Genomic DNA, 25,327 nt, shown 5'->3' on the forward strand with positions numbered 1-25,327 from the left:
TTATAGTGGTAAAAAACTCAGATGAATACCTCGACTTTATTTTCCCCTTCAGACAGGAGTTGTGATAACTCTTCCTTGCTGATGATAAATCCTCCATTACGATAGCGGTTGGTAACTTCTGCACCCTTCACTAGCTTTCCATTTACACGAACCTGTTTCTGCTCTTGATTTAAATGATAAACAAATTGAACATGGTGTTCATTTATTTTATAGGTGAAGTGCAGTCCGTCAAGTTCGGCTGGTAGTACAGGATCCACAACAAGGTCTCCAGCTTGGAAACGGATGCCAAGGCAGTTGGAGATTAGTTGATTCATGTAGATTCCAGGTCCGCTAGAATAGATTCTCCATCCGCCTTTTACTTTAACAGAGCCATCGCGCAGTTTGCCGAATTGTTCTTGTGCTTCATAGCGATTGTTGAACTGACCGTCAGAAGAGCTGAAGTAGGCATTGCTTTGACGGCGTTCTGCGTTTGGCACTACCTTTTGGATATTGATTGGGTTGATGGTATTCAAACCTCTCCACACTTCATCTGTCTTGCCAAGCTTAGCCATTGCTTCCACGTAACGGATATGTGCGTGCACATATTGAAGTCCGATTTCACGGCCGAAGTTTGCGGCTTGTTCTGCACGCTTAAAGTGTGTGCTGACGCCACCTGCATAGTTTGCAGGGCGATTCATAAGGCGTACGCCGTCTGGGCAGTACAGCTCTTTCTTAATAAGATCAAAATGTGCTTTCGCTTGTTCTGGTGTTAATAGTTCACTGATCATGCTACGAGTCATTGGCAGCAAACGATAATGAATGCCTGTTTTCGTATCTTCTGGGTGTACCATCAATTCCGGCTTGTCCTGATCTTCCATGTAGACAAAACCAGGAATCACATCAGATGCAAGCATGTATTTGTTAAAGTCTATTTCAATTCCTTTTGCCAAAGCCTTCAGTTCTGCCGCTTCATCTGTTAAGACTTCCTCAAGTGCTTTGGAAAGTGTGTTCAATACTTGATAGGTTAAGGATACGGTCCAGCTTGATACCATGTATTGCTTTAACTGTGCATTTGCAGGTTGCAGCGTGTCATCCCAGTCTCCGTCCCCGTAGGAGGATAGGAAAGTATCATGTAAGAAGTGATCCTTAATGTATTGAATTTCTTTTTTCGCATGTTCGAACACAGTCGCTTTTTCTTCTGTGAAATGGAATGCACCACGAACCGTGTAAGGAACCTTTTCTTCTAAAATAGAGTAGTCCTTTGTGATGTTCAGGTAATCACTTAATACTTTTAATGGCCAAACAATGATATCTCCATGGCTCTCTTCACTTTGAATTCGGTTGTATTGATCGAACATGAACCATTGCGGCCAATTTCCAGTATCCTCATATTGATGAGTGTACACTTTTTTGATGATTTCCTTCACACTTTCGTAGTTTTGCGTTGCCATGAAGTATTCCGTCGGCCCTTGGCAAACATCACGCGTTCCCCATGCCGCTCCACCATACTGTTCCAAACCATGTGGGACAGAGTAGTGTACAAGCATGTTGTGTGTGTACCACCATGCAGTGGCATTCATTTTCTCTAGCTCTTCCTTGCTTTCGCCACCTAATGACAACTTGAATCCGTTCATCACTTTTTCAAAAAATGCACGGTAACGCTCCACATCTGTGGAAAAATCACCAGTCACTAATTCTCTCTCTTCACCATGTAACAACCCTTGAACGGTCATCGTCCAGCTTGCTGTTGCTTCTGTTTCCAATACGACTAGGGAAGCAGATTCAGGCGCCACTCCTTCTGCAAGCTTTGTTTCGTCGCTAACGGTAAAGTCTGCGCCTTCCAGCATCAACTTATAAGCCAGGTCAGGGTAAACATGCTTGCTATCAGACCCTTCCACCGCTGTGAACGTAAGCACCTTGCCGTCTTGTTTCATATTATAAGAAACTACCAACTCATTGTTGTTCATGGAGATTTGGTTCGTAACAAGATAGCGATAGTTTTTACCGTTTTCAGACGTTACCTCCAACTGAATATCAGGAGAATCTACTGCTGTATAGTTTGTTACCACAATCACATCGTCCGCCGTTTTGTAATACCAGCGAGCATAGTTAAAGCCAATCTCGAATAAAGTAGGCATCGTTAATAGCTTGTACTGTCCTTCCACTTCCACATAGATACGTTGTCCGGAAGTTTTCATAACATTTAATGCATTACGAGCATTTGTCATCATTTTATGAAAGGACGTGTTGCCAACGACAAGCTGTGAGTTGAAGATTCCATACATATAAGAAGTGGAAGTGATGATGTTTTCCGTCATTTTGTCATTATTTCCTGACATGATGATATGACCGTGCGGACGTTCCACGACAAGCTCTTTTTCTTTTAACACGATATGTTCATACGTATCGGTGAAAAAGGATAGCAACGTCTCTCCGTCCCATTCTTCTTGCTGGCGAACAGGGAAATACTTATCTAGTTCCTCTTTTGTAAAAGAAGCCCCGGAAAGCACACCGGATAGGTGAGCGTTAGCCGTAACTTTCTCTAGCTCTTCAGAAGAGTCAGAAGCTAGCCCTTTTACTTCCTCCCAAGCTTGTGCTACCTCATCTGTAAATTCAAGCTCTGTTACAGCTTCATGATGATTTTCTTTGAAAAGGCCATAAAATACAAAACTTTCTTTCCCATCAAGCACAACCTTTTCAGACTGCAATCCTGTAAATGCAAATTCATATTGATAGATTTCATTGGCAAGTGTTTCTTTTGTTAGAATTTCCGGCTCGTTTGTTTCTTTGTAAGAAAGACCAAAGAATTGGAAGCCATCTGTTGAGTAACCCACTGCTTTTGTTAGAGACCCTTGCTGTAGGTAAGGAAAACCTCCTGGCTGTGGTTGATTCTGACGGGAGCAGACTACATAGCCATTTTGCTCGTTTTCAAATACTGTGTGGTCAATGTATTGGGAGAGGTAGGATTCATTTGTACGAACAAGTCCTTTGCTTCCGATTCCAACGTCTTGACCGTAAACGATATCGACTGTTTGTCCTGCACCATTTATGTTTACATCCCAGAACCAGATACCTTTATAAGATAGGCGGAAGTTTACAGAATAGTCGATGTTGGCAACTGTTCCTTCCCATTTGATTTCGTTTGGAGAATGACTTGTGTGGCTGGTTGATTTTACGCCTAGTAATGGATAGGCTTGGATGCCGTTTTCGCTGTGAACGCGAAGGTATAGATTGTTCAGTGCACCGTCGATTGGGTTGGACATCCATTGGTTGATCATGATTTCTTTGTGTGTTGCTTCGAAGAGGTCCCCGCTGTTTAGGAAAGTAAAGCGAACATTTCCGGCTTCTATATTAATCTTTTGATTCGCTGTTGTTGTTTGCATGATTAATGTCCTCCTTTAATGGTTGTTGCTTATACGGACGCAGATGATTTTGGAAAAAGGCTTCGCTTTCCTAGGGGCGCTGCTGGAGCCTCCTCGGCCACGCAGAGGCCACTTGAAAAAGCCTCTGATTTAAGGTGTTATTTAGACCCCGCTGTTGATTTCCGCAAATGGCTTCGCTTTCCGCGGGGCGACCTTGAGCCTCCTCGGGCTACGCCCTGCGGGGTCTCAACAATGTCGCTCCTCCCCCGCAGGAGTCTTCGCCTTTTTCTCCAATCCACAGCTTGAAATCACCAAGTAATATTTGATTTCAGTTTTTCAGTGGCCTCGCTACTCCTGTGGGGTCTCCACCTAGCGCTATCACCCTTGGGAGTCTTCGCCTTTTTCTCCAATCATCTGCTAATACTGCACGTTCGTTAAAGATTACTTATTTAAGACGAACTCTTTTATTGTCAATTCGTTGCTGTTCGGTCCGATCATAGCGTGGAATTTTCCTTTGTCGCTTTGGAAGGTCAAATCCGAATGGTAGTATCGGAGTTGATCTTCTGTGATGGTAAAGGTTACTTGTTTTGTTTCACCAGGCTCTAGCCATACTTTTTCATAGCCTTTTAGTTCTTTAAGCGGGCGGACGATTTCTCCTGAGAGGTCACGGATATAGAACTGAACCGTTTCTTCACCCGTACGTTCTCCGGAATTCGTTACGTTCACAGAAACATCGATGCTAGAATTTTCAGTTAAGCTATCTGAAGATAGACTCACATCACTGTAGGTAAATGTTGTATAGCTTAATCCGTATCCAAATGGCAGTAAAGGTTCATTTGGAATATCAAGATAATGTGTGACATAGCGCTCTCGTTTGTTTTCACCTTGCGGGCGTCCCGTGTTGAAGCAGTTGTAATAGACGGGAACCTGACCCACTGAGTAAGGGAATGACATCGTTAATCGTCCGGAAGGATTTGCCTCTCCAAACAACAAGTCTGCGATGGCTGATCCAGCTTCCGTTCCCGGATACCATGCTTCCAGAACTGCATCCGAATACTCAATCACCCCATGTAAATCTAGTGGTCGACCGTTGAAAAGAACCGTCACAACAGGTTTTCCAAGCTCCCATATTTTCGCTACAAGCTTTAATTGTGCTTCTGGCAGGCGGATATCTGCTCGGCAGCCACCTTCTCCGCTCATTTCAGATGCTTCTCCTAGTGCAAGGACAATGACATCTGCTTGCTTTGCTGTCTCTACAGCATGTGTAAGTTGCTGTTCTGTAATTATTTCAATGTCAGATCCTTGTGCCACCAAAAGATTAGCTTCAGATGTTTTTGCAAGCAGTCCGTCATAAACCTGTATTGCCGCTTCCTTTGAACCTTGCCAAGACCATGGTCCAAGCACATCTCCATTTTTCGCAAATGGCCCAATCAGTGCGATTTTCTGCTCTTTATTCAACGGTAGAACCTGATCATTTTTTAAAAGAACACTAGATTTAATGGCAAGCTCCTTTGCCACTTGGCGGTGCGCTTCTGACATGATGACTTCTTTTTCAAGTTCTTCGCTCGTACCGCGGTATGGGTTTTCAAAAAGTCCAAGTTTGTTTTTGAGATTTAAGATACGTAAGACCGATTCATCAATCAGTGCTTCCGAAAGCTCGCCGCTTTCTACAAGATCTTGAAGATTTTTCGCATAGCAGGCAGTCATCATTTCAATGTCCACACCGGCTTCCAATCCTTTTAACGCCGCTTCCCGCTCGTCTTCTGCAACACCATGTGGAATTAGTTCTTTTACAGCACCCCAGTCGGAGATCATGACACCGTCAAAGCCCCATTCATCACGCAACAAATCTCTCATCAGCTTTTTATTTCCTGAAGCAGGAATGCCGTCGACCGTATTAAAAGCGGTCATAACCATCTCACAGCCTTCATCAAGTGCTGCTTTGTACGCTGGCAAGTAAGACTCGCGAAGCTGTCTTTCTGACATGTTGACTGTATTATAATCGCGGCCTCCTTCTGGTGCGCCATATGCTGCGAAGTGCTTCACGCACGCTGCAACACGGTGAGTGTCATTGGTCAAGTCTTCTCCTTGGAAGCCTCGGACAAAGGCCTTGGCAAAGACACTGTTCAAATAAGGATCTTCCCCTGTTGATTCCATCACTCGTCCCCATCTTGGATCTCTAACTAAGTCGACCATCGGAGCAAATGTGACATGAACACCTGAAACAGAGGCTTCCTTTGCTGCAATTTCTGCACTCTTTTCCGCAAGTTTTGTATCCCATGAACAACCAATTGCAAGAGGTACAGGAAAGATGGTTTTAAATCCGTGGACAATATCTGCCATCATCAGTAGAGGAATTCCCAACCTGTTTTCTGCAAGGTGCTCGCGCTGAATATTGGCAACTTCCCATGCCCCGGATGCACCAAGGACAGATCCGCTGTTTTGCACCACATCATTTGAAATCCCCATGTCTTCCAGAGGACCGGTAATTTCTCCATCTCCTGCTGCACCTTTATAGAAGAATGTCGCCAATTGCATGAGCTGGGCTATTTTTTCCTCTAATGTCATTTGTTTTAAAAGATTTTCCATGTTTTTTGCCATCCTTAATTACCTCCCCAATCACACTGCATGCATACGAAACGTTTTTACAAAAAACAATGAATAAATATAAGAGTTTTTGCAATAAAATAAACCGTGTTTTTCGAAACGTTTCTATTCATTTCGATAAAGAGCCCATAACGGCACTCTTTATCCCTTTATTCACCCGCAATACCAGAACGATCGACACCTTCGACAAACCAGCGTTGCGTAATGGCATATACAACAAGCATCGGCAAAATGGTCATAACCGTACCTGCCATATTGATGCCTTCATTGATTTCAGATGCTTCCCCACCACTCTGCGGGTACATCTGTTGATAAGTAGCTACGAATTTTTGGAGCTCAAGTGGTAAGGTTGTTAACGAGTTACCAAAATAAATCGCTGCCAAATATGTTTCGTTCCAATACCAAACGAAGGAGAACAAGAACGAAATGATGATCGCAGGTGCAGCCATCGGAAGCGCTAGCGTCAAGAAAATACGTAAATATCCTGCGCCATCAAGCTGAGCCGCTTCCTCCAGCGCTTTTGGCATCATTTTAAAGAATTGATAAAAAATCAAGATGAAGATTGCACTGTTGATTCCTTGTCCAAGTAAGGCCGGGAACAAGAAAGCCTGAATGCTTCCAAGGATTCCAATCTCGTTAAAAAATACATAACGAGGGATGACCGTTACTTGAGGAGGAATGATGAACGTCGCCAATACCAGTACAAACATGGTTCGTTTGAATGGAAAGACAAAGCGTGCAAACCCATATCCAACCACCGCACATACGGCTGTTTGTACAATAGCCGGTATGGCCGTCACATATAAAGATTCCACTAAAGTTGGAAAGAATTTCAATACTGCATAGGCAGATTGATAGTTATCCAGATAAAGTTGTGTTGGGATCCAGTTTACTAGTGGATTTAAGATATCATCCAGACTTTTTAAACTATATGAAATCATATAAAGCAACGGGAATAAGTATACAAAGCCAATTCCGATCAACAAGCCGTAAATGAATAGCTTATAGAGAAGGCCGTCGTTCCCTTTCATTCCGAAAGCGAGCTTTTTCAACCTGGTTACGATGCCTGTCCCTTTTGGTTTGCGGTTAATCAGCGATTCGCTTGCCATGATAACGGCCTCCTTTAAGCATAATTTTTTCTTCCTCTAACGGTCAGCAACGCTACTGAAATACCCAGCGCTACCGCAATCAATAGGAAGTAGATCCATGATAGGGCTGAGGCATAGCCAAAGCCTGTATTGATTTGAAACATATTTGTTTGGATATGCTCGATGACTGGATTTAACGAGAATATTGAGAATGTCACTATCGTATACACCGTGTTCACGACGATCATTGGAAAAATGCTTGGGAGTGTCACTTTCCAGAAGCATTCCCAGTTGGACGCCCCATCGATTTTGGCAGCTTCATAGACTTGTGTGTCTATTTTTTGCAATGCTGCCAGGAATATTAAGAACTGCACTCCGGAAAACCATAGAATAATGATCAGGTTATCCATTAAATACAGGAGCACATTGCTGAATAATGAATCAGCAGAGAGCATCGTTTCAAACACCGCATAGTCCTTGATGGACGGGATCGATGTCACACCCTGTGAGATCAATTCATTGATAACCGGTCCGCTTGCAATGATAACCGGCAAGAAGAAAATCATCCGGAAAAAATTACGGAAGCGGATCGGCTGATTTAACAGAATCGCAATGATTAAAGAAAACACAATGATGATCGGCACCGATAACACAAGTTCTTGCACAAACGTCAACAGCTTTTGTGTAAACAATGCATCCACTGTAAAGGCATCTTTGAAATTATCGAATTTGACAAAGGTTGTTTGGATTCCCTCTGTGGTGATCCGTACTTTTTGAAAACTTAAGTACAGTGAATAAAAGAGGGGATAAGCTGTGAATAAGAGAAACCCAAGAATCCATGGTGAGATGAACAATAATCCTGTCAGCGAATTCTTCGAGCGCATGGACAGCTGTTTCATGCTTAATTCCCCCCTTCTTTAATGCTAAATGACGTTGCTGCGACCGCTGTTCCGTCAATGGTAACGTCTGAATCCGTGTAGTTAACGATAATGGATACACCATTTGCATAGACGACTTCAGATACCCCTTTTTGATGGACAATCCGATCGACAATCGAGCTGTTCTCTACTTTTCCAAGACTTTCTTTCACTTGACTGTATTGACTGATCAACTCCTCTTTCCAACTAGCAAACTCTGAGGTGTACAAACCTCTTGATGGAGTTTTCATTAATAGCTGTGCCGACTCCCTGGTCAGATAAAAGGATGGATAAGCACCAAACTCGATCATTCTCAGCACTTCTTCCGTTGGATTATGAGAGAAGTTGGAGAAGGTCGCATAATAAGGCGTGTATCCCTTCAAGACGATTTGTAAGAACGGAACGGTGTCTGTTACAAACATATAGTTGGAGGAGTACATAGGCATATCCAAGTACTTGTCCATATAGCCCCAAGCGTAGTCGTTCGGACGATATAGGGATAAGTCAATACCTTGCTCCTGATAGTGAGCAAACAGTTCTTGATTCAATTCAATCATCTCTGCCCTTGAAGACGTCATGCCTTTATTAAAGTCAGAGAATAGTTTGCTTGCAGTCGTTTCAACTGCTATATTTCCTACCCCATGATCCTTGAAATCAGCTGCATCTTTTTTGGCAATTTCAAGCGATTTCGCAGGACTGAGATAATAACTACTATAGCCAAATTGACTTTGCGTCATCGGCTGGCCGTTAATTTTCTTAGATACATCTTTGCTACCGGAAAAGCCGGATGCGCCGTCAAATGCAGTCGTGAAGTCTGTGTGCAGATAGAAAGGAATGTTTTTTTCCTCTAACTTTTGGATTGTTTCCTCCAACTCCCCTTTACTGCCAACCTTCTTCTCTAACGGAAACTTTTGTGGCAGTGTTCCCGTCAGACCGCCTTTTGTCCATCCTCTTAACACGACATGCAGATTATCCACATCGTTTTGCTCTAGCTCTTCAACAAAACGAGGGATGTCTTGAATTTCTGTCATTTGCTCCACGGAATTCCAAATCAAGCCTTTTTTCGTTTCGCCGCCTAAAAGCTCCAGGCGAAGATCTACCTTATCTTCCTTGTTGCTAGAAAGAGTGCCTTTATCCTCTAAATGCTGCTGATATCTGTTCGCCATTCCGACATAATCTGCTTCTTCATCAGATAAAAACATGACTTTCTGTTTGATATTGAAATTGTTTTTTTCTTCTTGGTAGACGTTAAAGCCTCCCATGCTCTTACTTGTCGGCTGAAAATAATTAAATCGATATTGATAGTCAGATGTTACCCAAAAGAAATCAGTAGATGCACCAGACGGGTAAGCAAGAACCCGTCCATAGCTTTGACCTTCCTCGATGGATGTGATGAAGGCATTTTGTTTTACACCATGTACTGCACCGTATACAGGTACGGAAATCTTTTGTGCAGGGTAGGTGTAATCATCTTCTGTGCTTTGCGGTCTTGTAAATCCTTCATCTTCGCCATAAATGGCACCGATAAATGGTGTATCAGAACGGAAAGCACTCTTTTCAAAACGCATGAGCGCCCCGCTTCCGTCAGGAATAAACAAATACCCGGTGATATCATCCATATGTGCGGCACCAAGGAAAGGATAGACTTTCATCGCCACTATCTTATTGTAGGTGCCATCTTGTACACCTTCACTCGGCACTTCAATGACAATGTTTTCGTCTTCCAGTGTTACGTTCAGCACTACTTCAATGCTGGAACCACGGAAATCTATTTCTGCAGTAAAGCCATCGTCGTTCATTTGAATGCTCGATTTCGTTTCTTCTGTCAGTATGCTTTCCGTCTTGATGTTTCCGCGTCGATCCAAGTAATCAATGGTGATCGCGGATTGCACCATATCTGTCCATGTATTGTTTAAGCGGTAATTCTCCGCATTATCAACACCAGAATGCCAGATATATCCCGTTTCTTTGTTTTGAATTTTTATTGCCAGAGACGCTTCTTGCACATATAGCGCAAGCTTGTCGTTCTCTGTTACCTTTGTAAAGCGCTCAAGGTTTCCTTCTGGCAGAGGTTTGTTTTCACCCTCTGGCTGGGTGAACTGATTGGAATCAAAGCGGAGCGTCTCTTCTCCGATCTCTGTTTCGACTTCGATGTCTTCTAGTTCTTCCTTTGAGGTTAATGATTCAGCGAATACTGATACCGGAAGAATGGCGATAAGCATCCCAAGCAGAATTTTTTTAAACACGGAGAATCACCTCCTGAATGATTGCTGTTACAAAATCAATAACCTGATCCATCAATACGTAGATAATGAAGCATACCAACACAATGATGAGCATACAGAAAATTGTCGTAAAGATATTTCGTACCGTCCCCCAAAATTCAAAGGCATGAATTTCTTTTATCATGATGAACAAGATAATTAACGACCATCCCATCATCACTTGCATAAAGAAAACATATAAGAAGTATTCATTGAGTGTTAGCACATTCGACATGAGCGTAATCGGAACCAAGAGCACAATGATCGGTGCCAACGAATAAATCGTCCCAATATAAATATCCGAGAACCTTCCTTCTCCATCGTTAATCGTACTCACTAGATAGTTGGAAATGATGAAAAGAATGATTGGCAGGAATAAGAGAATGAATTCCATACCGAAATTAATTTGCTCTAAAGTAATACCACCCCTGAAAATGAAGCCTGTGAAGTACTTCATGAACAAGAATTCGGCATACAAGATAACGTAAAGAATGGTGGCTGATAATACGCTGACCCTTCTTTGTCTTTTAATATAATAGAAGCTATCGATCGGATGTCGTAAAAACTCCCCTAAGAATAATAGCTCACTTAATAGTTTCTTATTTTTAAATGCCTGCCATTTTTTCCTTGCCGGCGCTAGGATCCCTTTCTTTTTATCTGCAAAAAGCAAGGTCGCCCTGACAGCAAATAATCCGATTAAGATGGCAAAAACAGTGCTTAAATTCTTATTCATCCACTGGTTCCTGATCTCCCAGAAGGAGTCGGAATATCCTGCTACATTCCCTACCAGTTCAAATGATTCTAAAGCCTTTTCATATTCCTGCTGCTTGTAATATGCTTCCCCCATGGCGTTATGGGCAAGGCCAATGGAAGAATTCATACGCAATACTTCGCTCCAATATTGCTCACTCTCTATGTAAAGCCCTTGAGCATAGAGGGAGATCCCGCCATGAAGCATTTCTGCAAAAGCTGTTGGTTCCAGTACTTGAACTGTTCCGCGTTCACGGTCTGTAACAAAAACCCTACCGAGGTTATCTGTTGCAACTCCTGAAGGATCCATAAACAATCCCAGGCGGTTTGTTCCATCGTCTTTACCGCCAAAAATAAACAGCAGATTTCCGAAACTATCATACTCGTAGATTCTTCCATCTTTAGCTAAAGTAAAGAAATTCCCAAGGGGGCCCATTGCTATATCCTGAAGATTAGTAATCTCGGAAATGTACGGTGATAGTATGTTCCCACCTGCAATGTTCAGCTTCCGTATGACTTCAAAGCTAGTACCCGCTGTAATGGTGTATACAAGTCCTTTTTCATCAATCGCAATGTTAGTAGGCGCTGGAGGCACTTTTAAAAACATGCTGGAACGCTGCTGATCTGTTGTCAGGGCATCCTGTACCACAGACATTAACGATGGTCTTGTGCGGTTTACTCCGAAGAATCCGAGAAATGTACCATCCTGGCCAACTTGGATGATGCCATTTGTCGAACCCTCACCGATAATGTAGAGGTTGCCTCGTTTGTCCACAGTAATCTTCTGTGGCTTATACGGAGTTCTTGTCCCAAAAAGAGGAGAATCTGGTCTGCCGTATTCTTGAAGCATTTCCCCTTCTTTAGAAAAGCGGTAGACTTTTTCATTTGTATAATCCGCTACATAAATTTGCTGTGCTTCATCCACAAAAACCCCAGTCGGCATTTGCAGGATTCCTTCTCCGACTTCTAACAGCTTTCTGCCATTCTCATCAAACTTGGTGATTTTCTTCGTACCGGAATCAGCTACATATACATCGTTGTTCTGATCGATATAGACATCTTCCGGATTGACTATATCACTCGTACTTCCGAAAAGCCCCACCGGAATATAGGCGGTCTGCGTTTCAATGATATCCCCTTCTGTTGATACCGTCTCTGTATTATATGGTACAGACAGGGCTGCAAAAGATTGCAAAGGAGAAAGGAGGATTAACCATACAGTCAATAAGCCAATGAAAATGCGCTTCATACTCTTTTTCTCCCCCTTCTACTTGATTCCTGAATGTGCCATCGTATTCATTACTTGACTTTGTAAGATGATAAAGATGATTAAATTTGGAATGAACATAATTAAAGATGCCGCTGCCGCCATTCCTTGACCCGCTACGGTGTTACCAGTGGAGGTCGAAGTTAAAGTCGACATGTAAAAGGCAAAGGTCTTCAAATTTTCATTATCAACAAACAATGTCGAAGTTTCCGTGTTATTCCAAACAAGTTGGAACGATAATATTGCAATGGTCGCTATGGCCGGTTTTACTAGCGGAATGATGATTTTCCGGAAAATTTGATAGTCCGTCGCCCCGTCCATTTGGGCCGCTTCTATTAATTCGTTCGGTATTTGATCAATAAATTGTTTTACTAGAAAAAGCCCGATCGGCATCGCAATCAGCGGGAAAATATGAACTAGGAACGTGTCCAACAGTCCCACTTTTTCGATTAAAAGATAACGCGGAATCACTACTGCCGCTGAAACGAACATTAATGCAAGTGTGTTGATTTCAAAGATGGTTTTCTTTAATCTGAATCGTTTTTTCGATAAAGCATACCCTGCCATTGTACTGATTAAGACCGTTACAAATACGACGATGAGGGTAATGGAAATACTATTAAATAAGTAACGGGACATCGGGACTCCCGATGTGCTAGTGTTATTCATTAAATCAATGAAGTTTTGCATCGTCGGCTTTTGCACAAAAAAGCGCGGTGGATAAGCGAATAGCTCATCGATCGGCTTGAAGGCGTGAGAAAAGACAAAGACGATGGGCATAGCCATAAAGATGGCGAGCGGTATTAGAAATGCATAGAACTTTAATTGGCTTTTGTGAAAACGGTCTGGATTGATTTTCGTTCCATGGAATGCCGACACATCATTCACTCCCTACATTAGAAGTTTTATAGGCTTGGATGTTTTCTTAAAGATTGTTAATCTGATTTAACATGTTGTTTAGACACCGCTGTTGATTTCCGCAAATCGCTTCGCTTTCCTAGGGGCGATGCTTGAGCATCCTCACTTCGTTGGTGGCCACTGAAAAAGTCCTTGAATTTAGATTTTGTTCAGACACCGCTGTTGATTTCCGCAAACGGCTTCGCTTTCCACGGGGCGACCTTGAGCCTCCTCGGGCTACGCCCTGCGGGGTCTCAACAATGTCGCTTCTCCCCCGTAGGAGTCTCCGCCTTTTGCTCCAATCCACAGCTATAATTTACCCAAAAGATAGGGTATTGGGTTTTTCAGTGGCCTCCTCCGTTGCGGGGTCTCAAGCTACCGCTATCTCCCTCAGGAGTCTTCGCCTTTTGCTCCAATCCACAGCTAGGAATTCTCTAGGCACATAATAATTCAGTTTTCCAGTGGATTTGAGTCAAGTGACTTCCGCTCCAATCCAATTATTAACTTTTCCCTAGAAAACAACCATCGCCATTTAGTCTTTTTCTCCGAATAAACGCCAGGCAACTTTTGAAAAGATATAGACGAATAGTAGTAATAGAACCGATATTGCTGCTGCATATCCCATTTCGTAACGGATAAATCCATAGTCTTCTAAATGGTTAACCATTAACTGACCTGCATATTGAGGCGTTGGGTTGGCACCGGATAAGGCGACCCCGATTGCACCGGCCTGGAATGTCCCGACTACAGCCATTACTGCTCCAAAAAGCATCTGCGGTTTCATCGATGGAATGGTGATAAAAATGATTTCTTGGAATCTATTTTTAATGCCGTCAATATAACCAGCTTCATAGATTTCCTTATTGATGTTCAAGACACCTGATAACATCGCAAGGAACCCTACTCCCATGCTCCCCCAAAGGGTAACAACAATCATGATCGTCATTAAGTGATCTGGTGATTGCAGCCATTGAACAGGCTCCAAGATGACACCGATTGTGATTAAAAGACTGTTTAAATAGCCAGTCTGATCCCCACTGAAAATGATGGTCCACACAACTGCCATTGCAATGCCGGCTGTCATGGATGGGGAATAGATGATAAGCGCCAATACCGTTCGCGGCCCTTTGGAGATTTGTGCCAGCATCCAAGCAAGCAGGAAGGATAAAATATATCCACCCGGCCCGACAATGACTGCAAACATCAACGTATTAGGCAAGACGCGCTGCATGAAGACTTCATCTTGTGTTAGCACGCTCACATAGTTGGCAAGCCCGATGAAGCTCGGCATCTCAATTGCATTGAAGTACGTGAATGATAAGAGAATGGCCACTACCACCGGAATGATGATAAAGGTAAAGAAAAAGATTAAATATGGTGCAAGAAAGATTGATGTACTTGCATGCTTTTGAAGGCTACTCCTCATTTTCTTCCACCCAGCTTTCTACTTGTTCGATTGTCGGGATCGGATAGGTTTTTACGATTTTGCCATCTTTCATATATCCGAACTCCTCCATCTTCCGCCTCATTTCACGGTCAATGGTTACCACCGCATCGTCTACAGCTGATCGGGTATTTTCCCCGTCAAAGACCACACGGTTCCAAACATTACTAATCTCACGCTCTACCATATAGGTATATGGCGTTTTCGGTACTTCACGTAAATGTTCCCATTGTTCTAAGATGACTTCTTTATGTTCTTCTGGCCACGGTAATTGCTTAAAGGCGTCAAGATTTGCGGTATTCCACATGTAAGAAGGTCCATACATGATTTGCAAGGTGGTGGCAAAGTCCGTCTGTGTTTCTGTGGACATCCACCATTTCAGCACTTCCCAAGCTTCGTCCTTATTCTTGCTGCCGTTAAAAATCATGCCGGCCTGTCCAGAACCCGTTGCCCATCTTTCCACTTCTCCGTCCTCATTTTCCACTCCAGGATGAAGGGAAATGTCCCACCAGCCAGAGATTTCCGGTGCTGCAGATGTAAGCTCTACATAAGTCTGGAAATTAGACACACCGATCGGTAAGGTGGAATAGCGGAAGTGATTATAGAAATTCGGCACCTGAAGCGGCGTGCTGTAGATTGTATTCAAATCCGTCATAAGCTGAATGCCGCGGACTGTTTCATCACTGTCAATTGTCGTTCCCATGCCATCCTCTTTATACAAGTCCCCTTGATGTTGATAAATAAATGGAGACGTTGCCTGGAACGGTTTGAAAGCAACAGCACCAGCGATAGGTGTGTAGTAATTCAATCCAAAGCGTTGAAGCTCCGGCAAGACATCTACTACATCCTCCCACGTTTCAGGAACAGGTACTTCAAGAGCATTTAATATATCTTTTCTGTAAAACTGAACAAAGAAATCCTGCGTTTCCGGTAATCCATAAACCTCATCGTCAATAATCATTGGCAGTAATGCCCCAGGAGAGAAGTGAGCAAGTGTTTCATCGAAATCGTCAAACTCCCTTAAGTCATAGGCCGCTCCACGAATAGCGAGTTCATATGGCAGCCAGCTACTGATTCCAAGCGCAAGGTCCGGCTGGCTGTTGGCAGCATTGGCTAAAATCAATTTTTGTTCGGAAGGCATGATGGAAAATCTCACTTTTATTCCTGTTTGAGGGGTAAAGTTCTGATCCACCATATTTTGCATCAATTCTACATAGTGACGTGGTCTGTTCACCCAGACATCTACTACATCATCGTCCACCTTTTCCGTTGCTAACGTATTAGACTGGAACGAGTGGAAGAATTTCAAAACAGATTCTTTTGTTTTTGCAAAAAATCCAAGTTCTGGTTTTGGTAACGTTTCGTCACCGTGAATATATATTCGATCCATTATCAATGGCTGTTTTTTCAAATCCAGTGTTGCATTTCCAAGAAGCTGTGCGACAGAGCTTGAGCCTTCTGAAAGCTGAGTCAGTCGTGCCGGAATTTTGTCAGGATCTGCTGCAAGCTCCCTTAACCGTTCAACAGCAATGTTGAGCGATACAATCTCCACTGATTCTTTTCCATCACTTAACTCAAGCAGATACTCACTTTCTCCTTCAAGCTTTTCGGCCCAGGAAGTAAGCTCCCCTTCTATCTCAGGCATGTACTCCGTAATCCTCCAGCCGCGAGAGCGATCTTGGTTGTTTCCAGTCAGTCGTTTAATAGATAAAGAGAGCTGTTCAATGCCCTTCATTACTTCATCCATTTCGAATAGTGTGCGATTTACAGGTGACGCATCACCTTTGAGTGTCAGGGTGTTTTTCCCCTTGTCTAGATAAAAATAATATGGTTCCCCGTCTTCGTTGCTAAGTGTTTCATTTACCCAGTTTTTCTCCTGTTGGAAAGAATAGCTTTCTACTTCTTCAAAAGGTACCTCTCCATTGATCATGACCGTCCGGAACACCGGAAAGCCAGATTGTTTCTCTTGTAATACTTTAAAGGAAATCTGGTAGTAGCCTGCTTCCTCTACTTCCATCTCCCATGTAGCCGTTTGCCCACTCGTTTGCCATGACTCTCCGCCAATTGCATTCAACAGGCGCTTGTCACGCTCATATGGGACAACAGATGCATCCTGTCTGTTCACAGGTCTGATAAAAGAGCTGTTCTTCTTCAGCGGGTGCTCCGCTTCAATTGTGATACTGTTTGTTTCTGTGAGATCCCCGGCTTGGTTCTCTCTATATTGTTCATATGTAGGGATCGTTTCCACACCGTTTACATAGATGTTTCCAAGTAGCATTTCTCCCCGGATATTTTCCAATGTGATGGTGTTTTTTCCTTCTTTTAATTGAAACTTTAACGGCCGAGCTTGTAGATGACTAGAATCCTCTGCCTTAATAAAATGCCATTGTTCGATCGGTAGTTGTTCCGGAATAATTTCATCCCCAAAGCGGTCCTGCTCAAACTCATTCGTTGCACTTTTCCAGTCCTTCGGAAACGTAATCCTGCGGCTCTCAAAATACGGATATTCCCCGTTCACTTTGATAGAGCCCTCTATCGGTACAATTCCTTCACCAAGAGGATAATAGTCAAAGCCTAGTTCATATAAGCCTGCTTCCTCTACTTCCACTTCCATTGTGACAGAATCCTTGTTTCTCCAAGCATATACCTGATCGCCATACTCCTTGCTTTCTCCGCTAGATAGCAAGCTATTCTTATCAACGGATAAAAAATCAGTGGGAGTGACAACGCGCTTGAAATCTTGCGCGTTGCCCTGTCCCACTTCATTCCACTGCTTAAGGATTGATAGATAGCGTGGCTCAATGACTTGTTCTGCCACCTGCTCAAGGCTCTTCTCTTTATCAGCAAATGCGAATTGGCCTGGTACTAGCAACAGCAGTATTAATGACCAGAACATCATTTTACGTTTCATATCTAATCCCCATCCCCTTCACAGTTGATACATCTTATTGACCAATCGCTTCTTTGCCCTCTTGGTACTTTTGATTTGCTAATTCATTAATTTGTGCTGCATAATCTTCAATCTTGATTTCGCCTCTGATACTCGCATCAATTAGTGCTGCAATGTTTGCATTAGGATTATCGCCTACCGCTACGCCAGTTGGTGCTTCCCATCTGGACTGCACGAATCCTGGTACTGTTTTAACAGGTTCCACAATTCCATTCGCCAGATTGTCATATGCTGTACGTAAGCCAGGGATATCCTGAACTTCGAAGAATGCATCCAATACTTCTTCATCTTGAGTTACAGGAAGGTTGTTCAATGCTTTGTCATGCTCTACTGCTAAATCAATACGCTTCAAGAATCCTTCTTTACCAAAGCTCATCCACTTAGCAAAAAGGAATGCTTCTTCTTGGTGTTTAGTAGATTTAGAGATTCCCATGAAATCATTTACGATAACCGTTCTTCCACCAGGAGTTCCAACGAAGTCCCAATCAAAATCAAGGTTAGTAGAGAAGTTTTCCACTGCCCATGTACCATCCCAGAATAGTCCGATTCCACCACCAGCAAATACTTCACCTGCATGCTCACCATTAAAATTAGCTTTTTGCTCATCAGACAAGTTTTCATAAGAGTAGCCATTTGTTACGAAGTTGCTTGTAAGGTTAACACCAGAAATGAATTCATTACTGTTTAAGTGATACTCATCATCACTGAATGTGTACCAGCCATTCTCTTCGTTTACAGAAGATGGGTACCAGTCCACAATGGCAAATGGATTATTCAAACCAACCACTCCACTGTTCACGTTTGTTACGGAACGAACCGATTCCGTAAAATCATCTATGGAGAAACCATATTCAGGAACATCCAGGTTTGCCTGGTTGTATAAATCTTTATTTACAAAATAACCAAGGAAATGCTGTGCACTAGGAATAGCATATACTGCATCATTGTATGTAACAGAATCTGTTACAACTTCAGGGATTTTTGCAAAGTCCTCATCTTCTGCAGCCAATTCGGTTACATCTAACAACCAATCATTTGCAAGTCCAGTTGGTACTTGAGATACCATGAATACGTCAGGCATTGCATTTGCACTTGCTGCAGAGGAAAGGGAATTGTTCCAATCATCTGTTGCGATAGACTCATCAATTTCCACATCGATATTAGGATATTTGTCTTCAAATTCTGCAATCATTAAGCGCTCGATGTTCTGATCTTCTTCTGTTCCAAGCGCCCAGCTAGCAAACTTAATGGTTACTTGATCTTCGTTGTTACCTTTTTTCTCCGCGTCAGTTGAAGCATTGTTGGAGTTACTGCACCCAACTACCAGCATGAACGAAGCGGCAATCGCGATCCAAGGTTTCATTAATTTCATTACCCATACACCCCTTAAGAATTTTTATCATACCTTACCTTAATCGAAACGTTTCAATTTGTTCGTAAAAATAAAAAGGGAGATTACTCAACCTTTTTTAGCTGTTTATCTGCAATTGATACGTTTCACTAACGTCATTATACTTTGTCTTGTAAACGATTACAATATTATTTTCGAAATATTTTCGGAGATTAATAGAATTGGTTGAAAAGTCTTAATTCTTAAGGGTTGGTAGGTATTACCTATGTTTCTATGTTTATGAAAAGCAGAAAAAAGAACCGATTCTCATTGATAGAATCGATTCGATAATTGCATATTGTATTTGTTAAACACCGCTGTTGATTTCCGCAAATGGCTTCGCTTTCCTAGGGGCGGTGCTTGAGCCTCCTCACTGCGTTGCGGGGTCTCAAGCTACCGCTGTCTCCCTAAGGAGTCTACGCCCTTTGCTTCAATCAACAGCTAGAGAGCGTCATTTATTCAAGAGATAACTTTAACAGGAATTACTTTTATTAGATCACTTTTGATAGTTCTTTTCTGCTGTGTAGGTCTAATTCTTTGATATTTGTAATTTCGCACCGTTTGCCGTCCATATCGGTGATGATGATTCGATTGGGTGGAAGCATATCTAGGTGCTCGTGTATGTTTCTCATCATGAGCTTTAATGGTCCTCTGTCAGTGAGGAGTTCAAAGATCCAAAGACCGGGTTCTTCTTTTATGGACTGTATTCTTTTCACCTCCGGGACCACATAGCGAACATGCAGTTCCCTATGCAGTACAGCTTTACTTTCACCATCCAATTGATCTACACTCTTAATAACTCCAAGCTCTGTATCATCATTCCAAATGGATATATACTCGTATGGTTTTGAAAAAGGAAAGGTGCGAAAAATACCTACATTCGAGTAGTCCGTGCCCTTATGCCTGAAGTGCATCGTTGTACCCTTCCCGTAGAAGAACTCTATCTCTTGTGGGTCAAAATAGGCGATATCATATTCTTCACTCATCCAACCTCTACTCCTTTTATTTGTGAGAGCTCTCGTTGCGCCTCCACAAGTTTATAATAGATTCCCTCTACTTTAAGCAGTTCTTCATGTGTACCCACTTCTGCGATAATGCCTTTATCCACAACTACAAGCCTATCAGCATTACGCAGTGTCGATAAGCGATGCGCAATGGCAAAGGTAGTTCGCCCTTTCACTAGCCTTGCTATAGCTTCTTGAATCTTTCTTTCCGTTTCTGTATCAACGGAAGCCGTCGCTTCATCTAGGATAAGAATACGGGGATCATGCAATATCGCCCTAGCAATAGCAATTCGTTGCTTTTGACCTCCCGATAATCGATGTCCCCGTTCCCCAACCTTCGTATCGTAGCCATCCGACATCTTCACCACAAACTCATGGGCATTCGCAATTTTAGCGGCTCGCATTATTTCCTCCGGTGTCGCATCCTGCTTAGAATAGGCAATATTTTCAGATATGGTTCCGTCAAATAAAAACGTTTCCTGCAAAACCACTCCTATACTCTGGTGAAGCTGTTCCTGCATTAAATTCTTTAAGTCGATGCCATCTAATAAGATCCTTCCTTCATTCGGATCATAAAAGCGAGTAACTAAATTGATTATGGTAGATTTACCAGCTCCTGAATGACCGACAAGCCCGATCATTTCACCAGGTTTCACATCCAGATTAATATTTTTGATGACGGGTTGATGCTTTTCATATCCAAAGGTCACCCCTGCAATTTGAACATGACCTTCTATTTTTTCTAACACGATAGCATCACGATTATCAGGAACCTCAGAAGGCGTATCAATAATTTCAAAAATGCGATTAGCCGATGAAATGGCTCTTGTCACCCAACTGATCATCTGATTGAACCACTGCAACGGACCAAAAAACATCCCTAGATAAGCAACAAATGCAAGCAAGGTACCGAGCGTAATATCTTCACTTATGACAGACAAACCTCCAAAATACCATACCAACAACATCCCCGAACCTGTAATGAAGGAAAACAACGGGAATACCCCTTGCCAAAGGCCATCCGTTTTAAACGTTTGAGTTACAAGTGCACGATTTCCATCCATATAACGCCCCTGCTCTTGTCCTTCCTGACCAAATGCTTTAACCACTCGTATCCCTTGAAGTGTATCGCCGACAATCATGTTCAGTTTATTAGTGGATTGCCACTGCTTATACCAAAGATGCTGTACACGTGGCCAAATAATCATAGAGAAAAGTAAAACAATTGGGGAAGGCAATAACGCAAATAACGCCAACTTCCAATCCAAACTGAACATCATGACCATGATGGCAAGTAAAAGCATTAGTTGACCGACAATATATAGAACCCCTTCGGTTAGGAACTGCCTGATAGATTCCGCGTCACTATTCACTCTCGCGATAAACTGTGCGGTTTGCCTTCGATCAAAATAACTGACAGAGAGGCGCATGAGGTTTTCATAGATTTCCTTCCTCATATCGCCCATTATATGGCTTCCAACCCAAACTCCCAAAACACCTTGTAAAAATTGCATTAAAGTTAGAACTAACCCTGTTACACCAAGAAGGATTACCAGGATAATCAAGGAGCTTCCCAAATCCTTTGGCTCTAACACATCATCCACAATAATTTTAGTCAAATAAGGAGGTGCGAGCTCTAGAAGGGTTGCAACAAGTAAGAACAAAGCGACAAGCACCATCTTGCCACGATAAGGCTTAGTGAAATCTAAAACTCTACCAATCACTTTTTTATTGTCCACACAAACAGAGCATACTTCTGTACCGTCCTCAAATGGACGTTGACACTTCTGACAAATCCTTGGCTGTTCTGTTTTTGACAATTGTGGAATTGGCTCATTTTGCACTAAACAGTTAATAAATTTTTCCGCGATGGAGAATTTCTGCGTGTAAGAGGAGGAGCATCTGACAAGAACCTCATTTACTTTTTCATCCCGAGTAGTAATTATTAGCGCACCGGCCCCGATAAAGCGCTCCAATTTGATGGAACGAACATTGCTTAACTCTACTTTCTTCAACAATTCTCCACGATTAGACAATAGTTGAATTTCCTTTTCAGAATGAGCAAGCCAGTTCTCCCCAAACTGACCGTCTTCCTTCATATCTGTCTTTCCTAGAAATAATAACTCCCCATCTATGTGTACCTGAAAATGACACGATTCAATAAACGACATATAGTCCCCCTTTAAAGCTGGTGTTCAAAAAATGCCAACACATCCTCAATGTGCTTGTCCCAATATCCCCAATCATGGCCACCGGGACCATCGGAAAAGGTAAGATCTAATCCCGCTTGGATGGCATGATCCCTAAAACGAATATTTGCCTCGTAGTTATGATCTTCTGTTCCGCAGCACTGATATAACCTTGGCGCCTTTTCTCCAATTCGTGAAGCAAGATGATAAAGGTCATCCTCACTTCCCAATATAGGTCGATCGCCGAATATGTACTTGAAATCCCTCGGGAATGCAGGCAATCGTTCATTAATGTCAACAGAACCTGACATGCTGGCTGCTGCTGCAAATTTATCAGGATTCCTCATGGCAACTTTGAAAGCTCCATAACCGCCCATAGAAAGGCCCGCAATAAAATTTTCCTCTCTCTTATCTGACAGTGGAAAAAAGTTTTGAGCAAGTGTAGGAACTTCTTCACTAACAAATTTGTAAAAATCATATCCATGCTCCATGTCCGTGTAAAAACTTCTTCCCGCAGCAGGCATCACAATCGCCCAGCCCATCGCAGAGGCATACCGTTCAATGGAAGTAAATCTTGTCCAAATCGTATGGTCATCCGAAAGACCGTGCAATAAATAAATCGTAGGGTGCTTTTTTTGTTTCATCTTTGTTGATACGCCTATTTGTGAATTCGGCTGCGGCAAAATGACCGTCATGGATGTTGAACATTGTAAAGCTTCAGAGAAAAAATCGCATGTAATTCTAGCCATGATTCTCACTTCCCTTTTATGAGTTATTGAAACGTTTCGATTTTTTCATTATACGAGTTAGTGAATTCGCTTTCAATATTTTTCGCAAATTTCCACTTTGTCGAACGTATGTTCTTTACTTTTTATTTGAAGCTATCTATAATGAGGGAGTAAGTACATACCTATTGAGAAGGAGTGTTGAAAATGAAGCACCAAGCTGTTCCTTACTTATCATTTAACGGTAACGCTAGACAGGCTCTTGAGTTTTATAAAGAGGTTTTTGAAGGAGAAATTACAGGCATCATGACCTTTGGCGAAGCGGACTTCCCGACGCCACCAGAAGCGGACAACCTAGTTATGCACGCGCGTTTTGAAAAAGGAAACCTAACACTGATGGCATCCGATTCATTCCCTGGTCAGACAGTAGAGATTGGCAGCAATGTCTCTCTCATGTTAGAGATGGAAAGTGAAGAGCAAATTGATACCCTTTACGCACGCCTAAGCGAGAACGGAAAGGTATTGATGGAGCTTCAAGACACTTTCTGGGGAGCACGTTATGGAAGCGTTCAAGATTCCTTTGGTGTGAAATGGGATTTGAACTATACAAAGCCACAATAATATTTGGCTCTTTTAAAGCATACTGTTGATTTTTACAACAACCTAGCTGTTGATTGGAGCAATAGGCGAAGACTTCTGAGGGAGATAGCGTTTAGGGGAGACCCCGCAGGCGCAAGCCGAGGAGGCTCCCCAAACGCCCCTAGGAAAGCGCAGCCTAGTGCGGAAATCAACAGTGGTGTTTAACAGAACCTATAGAAAAACTTCGAGAACCATGGTGGTTCTCGAAGCGTATAGGTTCATTTGGGCAGAATCTTTTTACCTGAAATTAGCTCAAATGTTTTTAAGAAAAACCAACTAAAACCGGCATAAAATCCAACGAGTGGATACTTAAATGATGCTGGCTTATTCTTCTCAAAGTAAAAGTGGCCGATCCAAGAAAAAACATAGTGCAATATAGCCAGCACTATGGTGACCCGCCAATTAATTAATAAAAAGATCCAAGCCAAGAAAGCTGCTAGAAAAGCAAAATAATGCAGAACCTGATTCCATGGGTTCTCATGTTCCTGTTGATATAATAGCAAATCATTTTTCACTTTTTCTTTCATATCAGGTTATCCCTCATAAATCATCTTTCTCGTCATCCCGCCATCCACCGTAATATTTTCGCCGTTAACAAAATTATTTTCAGAGTCAGTTAGGTACAAGCACGCCTTTGCAATATCTTCCGGTTTTCCGACCCGATTGGACATGTGTTGTGCATGGTCCTTATCTCTTAGCTCTTCATAATTTTCATTCTGAATCCATCCAGGTGAAATAGCATTTACCGTGATATGCAGCTCACTTAAGGAAGCTGCCAACGCATGCGTCAACGCTACAATCCCGCCCTTTGTTGCTGCATATGCTTCAGAGTTTGGTTCTGACATGGTTGCTCTAGTGGAGGCGATATTAACGATAGAGCCGCCATTTTTCATGTACTTTGATGCTTCTTTAGAAGCAATAAAAACACTGCGCAGATTCGTGTTGATGACATCATCCCAAGCTTCAACTGTCAGGTCCTGAAGTGGAGTGAATCTGGATACACCGGCGTTATTTATAAGGATATCAATTTGATGGAAGTGTTCCATGGTTTTGGTCAACAGATGTTGAATATCATTTTCTTTTCGGACATCCGTTTTTACGAAAAGAGCTTTTTCCCCAAGCTTCTGTTTTAGAGCCTGTCCTGCTGTTTCATCCATGTCTGCAAGCACTACATTTGCTCCTGCATTTATATATGACGAAGCGATCCCTTTTCCTATTCCGTTTGCTGCACCGGTGACGATGACGGTTTTGTTTTGGAAATTCATCATAGGTTTTAATCTCCTTAGTATAAATTTTATCACTGTTTGATAGCCCTAGACTAAATTTAATATACACATTTTCTTATACCCTTTATATTAACAAACTATAGAATAAGAAGGTGAAGAAATGAAAGATTATGAAGCTGCGTATCTTGCCGGTATTATAGATGGAGAAGGCAGCATCCTATTAACAAACATACATAAAAATGAATATAGACGCCCTTGTATAACTATTGCTTCTACAGATATAGAATTATTAGAGTATGTAAAGTTTTTAACTGGTGACTCCATTACAAGAAAGAAAAATTATAAACCTAGTGTTCACAAAAATTCATTTTCACTTAGCATTAAAAATAAAAGCGTTGTACTTAATATCCTCCAATATATACATCCTTACTTAAGAATTAATTTAAAAAAGGCTCTGTTAAAGCATACTTTTGATTTTTGCAGCAACCTAGCTGTTGATTGGAGCAATAGGCGAAGACTCCTGAGGGAGATAGCGTTTAGGGGAGACCCCGCAGGCGCTTTTCCGAGGAGGCTCCCCAAACGCCCCTAGGAAAGCGAAGCCTAATGCGGAAATCAACAGCGGTGTTTAA

At 42.3% G+C, this 25,327-nt stretch carries 17 protein-coding genes; 2 read left to right on the forward strand and 15 right to left on the reverse strand.

Features of this window, described 5'->3' with window-relative positions; all coding sequences use genetic code 11:
- Nucleotides 1-17: 17 nt before the first annotated feature.
- The 13 genes from HC179_RS02710 to HC179_RS02770 form a co-directional block, all read right to left on the reverse strand.
- The gene (locus HC179_RS02710; RefSeq protein ID WP_168862921.1) at nt 18-3,362 is read right to left on the reverse strand and encodes a GH36-type glycosyl hydrolase domain-containing protein; all 3,345 of its coding nucleotides are present in this window, start codon (nt 3,360-3,362) and stop codon (nt 18-20) included.
- Between the two features lie 420 nt (nt 3,363-3,782).
- Complete coding sequence (gene bglX, locus HC179_RS02715; protein WP_168862922.1) at nt 3,783-5,942, reverse strand: beta-glucosidase BglX; 2,160 nt, start codon at nt 5,940-5,942, stop codon at nt 3,783-3,785.
- A 155-nt stretch (nt 5,943-6,097) separates the two neighbouring features.
- Nucleotides 6,098-7,057: a carbohydrate ABC transporter permease gene (locus tag HC179_RS02720; RefSeq protein ID WP_168862923.1), complete on the reverse strand. Its 960-nt coding sequence runs from the start codon at nt 7,055-7,057 to the stop codon at nt 6,098-6,100.
- A gap of 14 nt (nt 7,058-7,071) precedes the next feature.
- Nucleotides 7,072-7,935, reverse strand: coding sequence for a carbohydrate ABC transporter permease (locus HC179_RS02725; protein WP_168862924.1), 864 nt, complete (start codon nt 7,933-7,935; stop codon nt 7,072-7,074).
- 2 nt (nt 7,936-7,937) lie between these two features.
- Entirely contained in the window at nt 7,938-10,199 is a 2,262-nt protein-coding gene (locus HC179_RS02730) for a DUF5696 domain-containing protein (RefSeq protein ID WP_168862925.1), read from the reverse strand.
- The gene (locus tag HC179_RS02735) at nt 10,192-12,216 is read right to left on the reverse strand and encodes a YIP1 family protein (RefSeq protein ID WP_168862926.1); all 2,025 of its coding nucleotides are present in this window, start codon (nt 12,214-12,216) and stop codon (nt 10,192-10,194) included. The genes HC179_RS02730 and HC179_RS02735 overlap by 8 nt, the downstream gene beginning before the upstream one ends.
- A gap of 18 nt (nt 12,217-12,234) precedes the next feature.
- Nucleotides 12,235-13,113 carry an ABC transporter permease subunit gene (locus HC179_RS21255; RefSeq protein WP_168862927.1) on the reverse strand — a complete coding sequence of 293 codons (879 nt, stop codon included), beginning with the start codon at nt 13,111-13,113 and terminating at the stop codon, nt 12,235-12,237.
- Nucleotides 13,114-13,663: 550 nt separating this feature from the next.
- Entirely contained in the window at nt 13,664-14,557 is an 894-nt protein-coding gene (locus tag HC179_RS02745) for a carbohydrate ABC transporter permease (RefSeq protein WP_168862928.1), read from the reverse strand.
- Nucleotides 14,547-17,486, reverse strand: coding sequence for an extracellular solute-binding protein (locus HC179_RS02750; protein ID WP_240948446.1), 2,940 nt, complete (start codon nt 17,484-17,486; stop codon nt 14,547-14,549). Before HC179_RS02750 ends, HC179_RS02745 begins: the two co-directional genes overlap by 11 nt.
- Before the next feature lie 34 nt (nt 17,487-17,520).
- Nucleotides 17,521-18,897 carry an ABC transporter substrate-binding protein gene (locus tag HC179_RS02755; protein ID WP_168862929.1) on the reverse strand — a complete coding sequence of 459 codons (1,377 nt, stop codon included), beginning with the start codon at nt 18,895-18,897 and terminating at the stop codon, nt 17,521-17,523.
- A 509-nt stretch (nt 18,898-19,406) separates the two neighbouring features.
- Nucleotides 19,407-19,901 (reverse strand): DUF1854 domain-containing protein, encoded by a 495-nt coding sequence (locus HC179_RS02760; RefSeq protein ID WP_168862930.1) that lies wholly within the window; start codon nt 19,899-19,901, stop codon nt 19,407-19,409.
- Nucleotides 19,898-22,090 carry an ABC transporter ATP-binding protein gene (locus tag HC179_RS02765; RefSeq protein ID WP_168862931.1) on the reverse strand — a complete coding sequence of 731 codons (2,193 nt, stop codon included), beginning with the start codon at nt 22,088-22,090 and terminating at the stop codon, nt 19,898-19,900. Before HC179_RS02765 ends, HC179_RS02760 begins: the two co-directional genes overlap by 4 nt.
- Nucleotides 22,091-22,101: 11 nt before the next feature.
- On the reverse strand, nt 22,102-22,857 hold the full coding sequence (locus HC179_RS02770) for an alpha/beta hydrolase (RefSeq protein WP_168862932.1): 756 nt from the start codon (nt 22,855-22,857) through the stop codon (nt 22,102-22,104).
- 183 nt (nt 22,858-23,040) lie between these two features.
- Here HC179_RS02770 and HC179_RS02775 point away from each other — a divergent pair, with 183 nt between their 5' ends.
- Nucleotides 23,041-23,454 carry a VOC family protein gene (locus tag HC179_RS02775; RefSeq protein WP_168862933.1) on the forward strand — a complete coding sequence of 138 codons (414 nt, stop codon included), beginning with the start codon at nt 23,041-23,043 and terminating at the stop codon, nt 23,452-23,454.
- 236 nt (nt 23,455-23,690) lie between these two features.
- On the opposite strand, the gene HC179_RS02780 is transcribed toward HC179_RS02775, so the two are convergent.
- Both HC179_RS02780 and HC179_RS02785 read right to left on the reverse strand, forming a co-directional pair.
- Entirely contained in the window at nt 23,691-23,999 is a 309-nt protein-coding gene (locus HC179_RS02780; protein WP_168862934.1) for a DUF962 domain-containing protein, read from the reverse strand.
- A 6-nt stretch (nt 24,000-24,005) separates the two neighbouring features.
- Nucleotides 24,006-24,737, reverse strand: coding sequence for an SDR family NAD(P)-dependent oxidoreductase (locus tag HC179_RS02785; RefSeq protein ID WP_168862939.1), 732 nt, complete (start codon nt 24,735-24,737; stop codon nt 24,006-24,008).
- 121 nt (nt 24,738-24,858) lie between these two features.
- On the opposite strand from HC179_RS02785, the gene HC179_RS02790 reads away from it, so the two are divergent.
- The gene (locus HC179_RS02790) at nt 24,859-25,287 is read left to right on the forward strand and encodes an LAGLIDADG family homing endonuclease (protein ID WP_168862935.1); all 429 of its coding nucleotides are present in this window, start codon (nt 24,859-24,861) and stop codon (nt 25,285-25,287) included.
- The last annotated feature ends 40 nt before the right edge of the window (nt 25,288-25,327 follow it).

The organism is Bacillus sp. RO1 (assembly GCF_012524115.1).
Classification (GTDB): domain Bacteria; phylum Bacillota; class Bacilli; order Bacillales; family Bacillaceae_I; genus Sutcliffiella_A.

Excerpts from the sequence above, each read along its gene's own strand:
- HC179_RS02755 (WP_168862929.1), bottom strand. The coding sequence starts at position 18,897 with ATGAAATTAATGAAACCTTGGATCGCGATTGCCGCTTCGTTCATGCTG.
- HC179_RS02710 (WP_168862921.1), bottom strand. The coding sequence starts at position 3,362 with ATGCAAACAACAACAGCGAATCAAAAGATTAATATAGAAGCCGGAAAT.
- HC179_RS02720 (WP_168862923.1), bottom strand. The coding sequence starts at position 7,057 with ATGGCAAGCGAATCGCTGATTAACCGCAAACCAAAAGGGACAGGCATC.
- HC179_RS02725 (WP_168862924.1), bottom strand. The coding sequence starts at position 7,935 with ATGAAACAGCTGTCCATGCGCTCGAAGAATTCGCTGACAGGATTATTG.
- HC179_RS02790 (WP_168862935.1), top strand. The coding sequence starts at position 24,859 with ATGAAAGATTATGAAGCTGCGTATCTTGCCGGTATTATAGATGGAGAA.
- HC179_RS02765 (WP_168862931.1), bottom strand. The coding sequence starts at position 22,090 with ATGTCGTTTATTGAATCGTGTCATTTTCAGGTACACATAGATGGGGAG.
- bglX (WP_168862922.1), bottom strand. The coding sequence starts at position 5,942 with ATGGCAAAAAACATGGAAAATCTTTTAAAACAAATGACATTAGAGGAA.
- HC179_RS02735 (WP_168862926.1), bottom strand. The coding sequence starts at position 12,216 with ATGAAGCGCATTTTCATTGGCTTATTGACTGTATGGTTAATCCTCCTT.
- HC179_RS02770 (WP_168862932.1), bottom strand. The coding sequence starts at position 22,857 with ATGGCTAGAATTACATGCGATTTTTTCTCTGAAGCTTTACAATGTTCA.
- HC179_RS02745 (WP_168862928.1), bottom strand. The coding sequence starts at position 14,557 with ATGAGGAGTAGCCTTCAAAAGCATGCAAGTACATCAATCTTTCTTGCA.
- HC179_RS02785 (WP_168862939.1), bottom strand. The coding sequence starts at position 24,737 with ATGAATTTCCAAAACAAAACCGTCATCGTCACCGGTGCAGCAAACGGA.
- HC179_RS02760 (WP_168862930.1), bottom strand. The coding sequence starts at position 19,901 with ATGAGTGAAGAATATGATATCGCCTATTTTGACCCACAAGAGATAGAG.
- HC179_RS02775 (WP_168862933.1), top strand. The coding sequence starts at position 23,041 with ATGAAGCACCAAGCTGTTCCTTACTTATCATTTAACGGTAACGCTAGA.
- HC179_RS02750 (WP_240948446.1), bottom strand. The coding sequence starts at position 17,486 with ATGAAACGTAAAATGATGTTCTGGTCATTAATACTGCTGTTGCTAGTA.
- HC179_RS02780 (WP_168862934.1), bottom strand. The coding sequence starts at position 23,999 with ATGAAAGAAAAAGTGAAAAATGATTTGCTATTATATCAACAGGAACAT.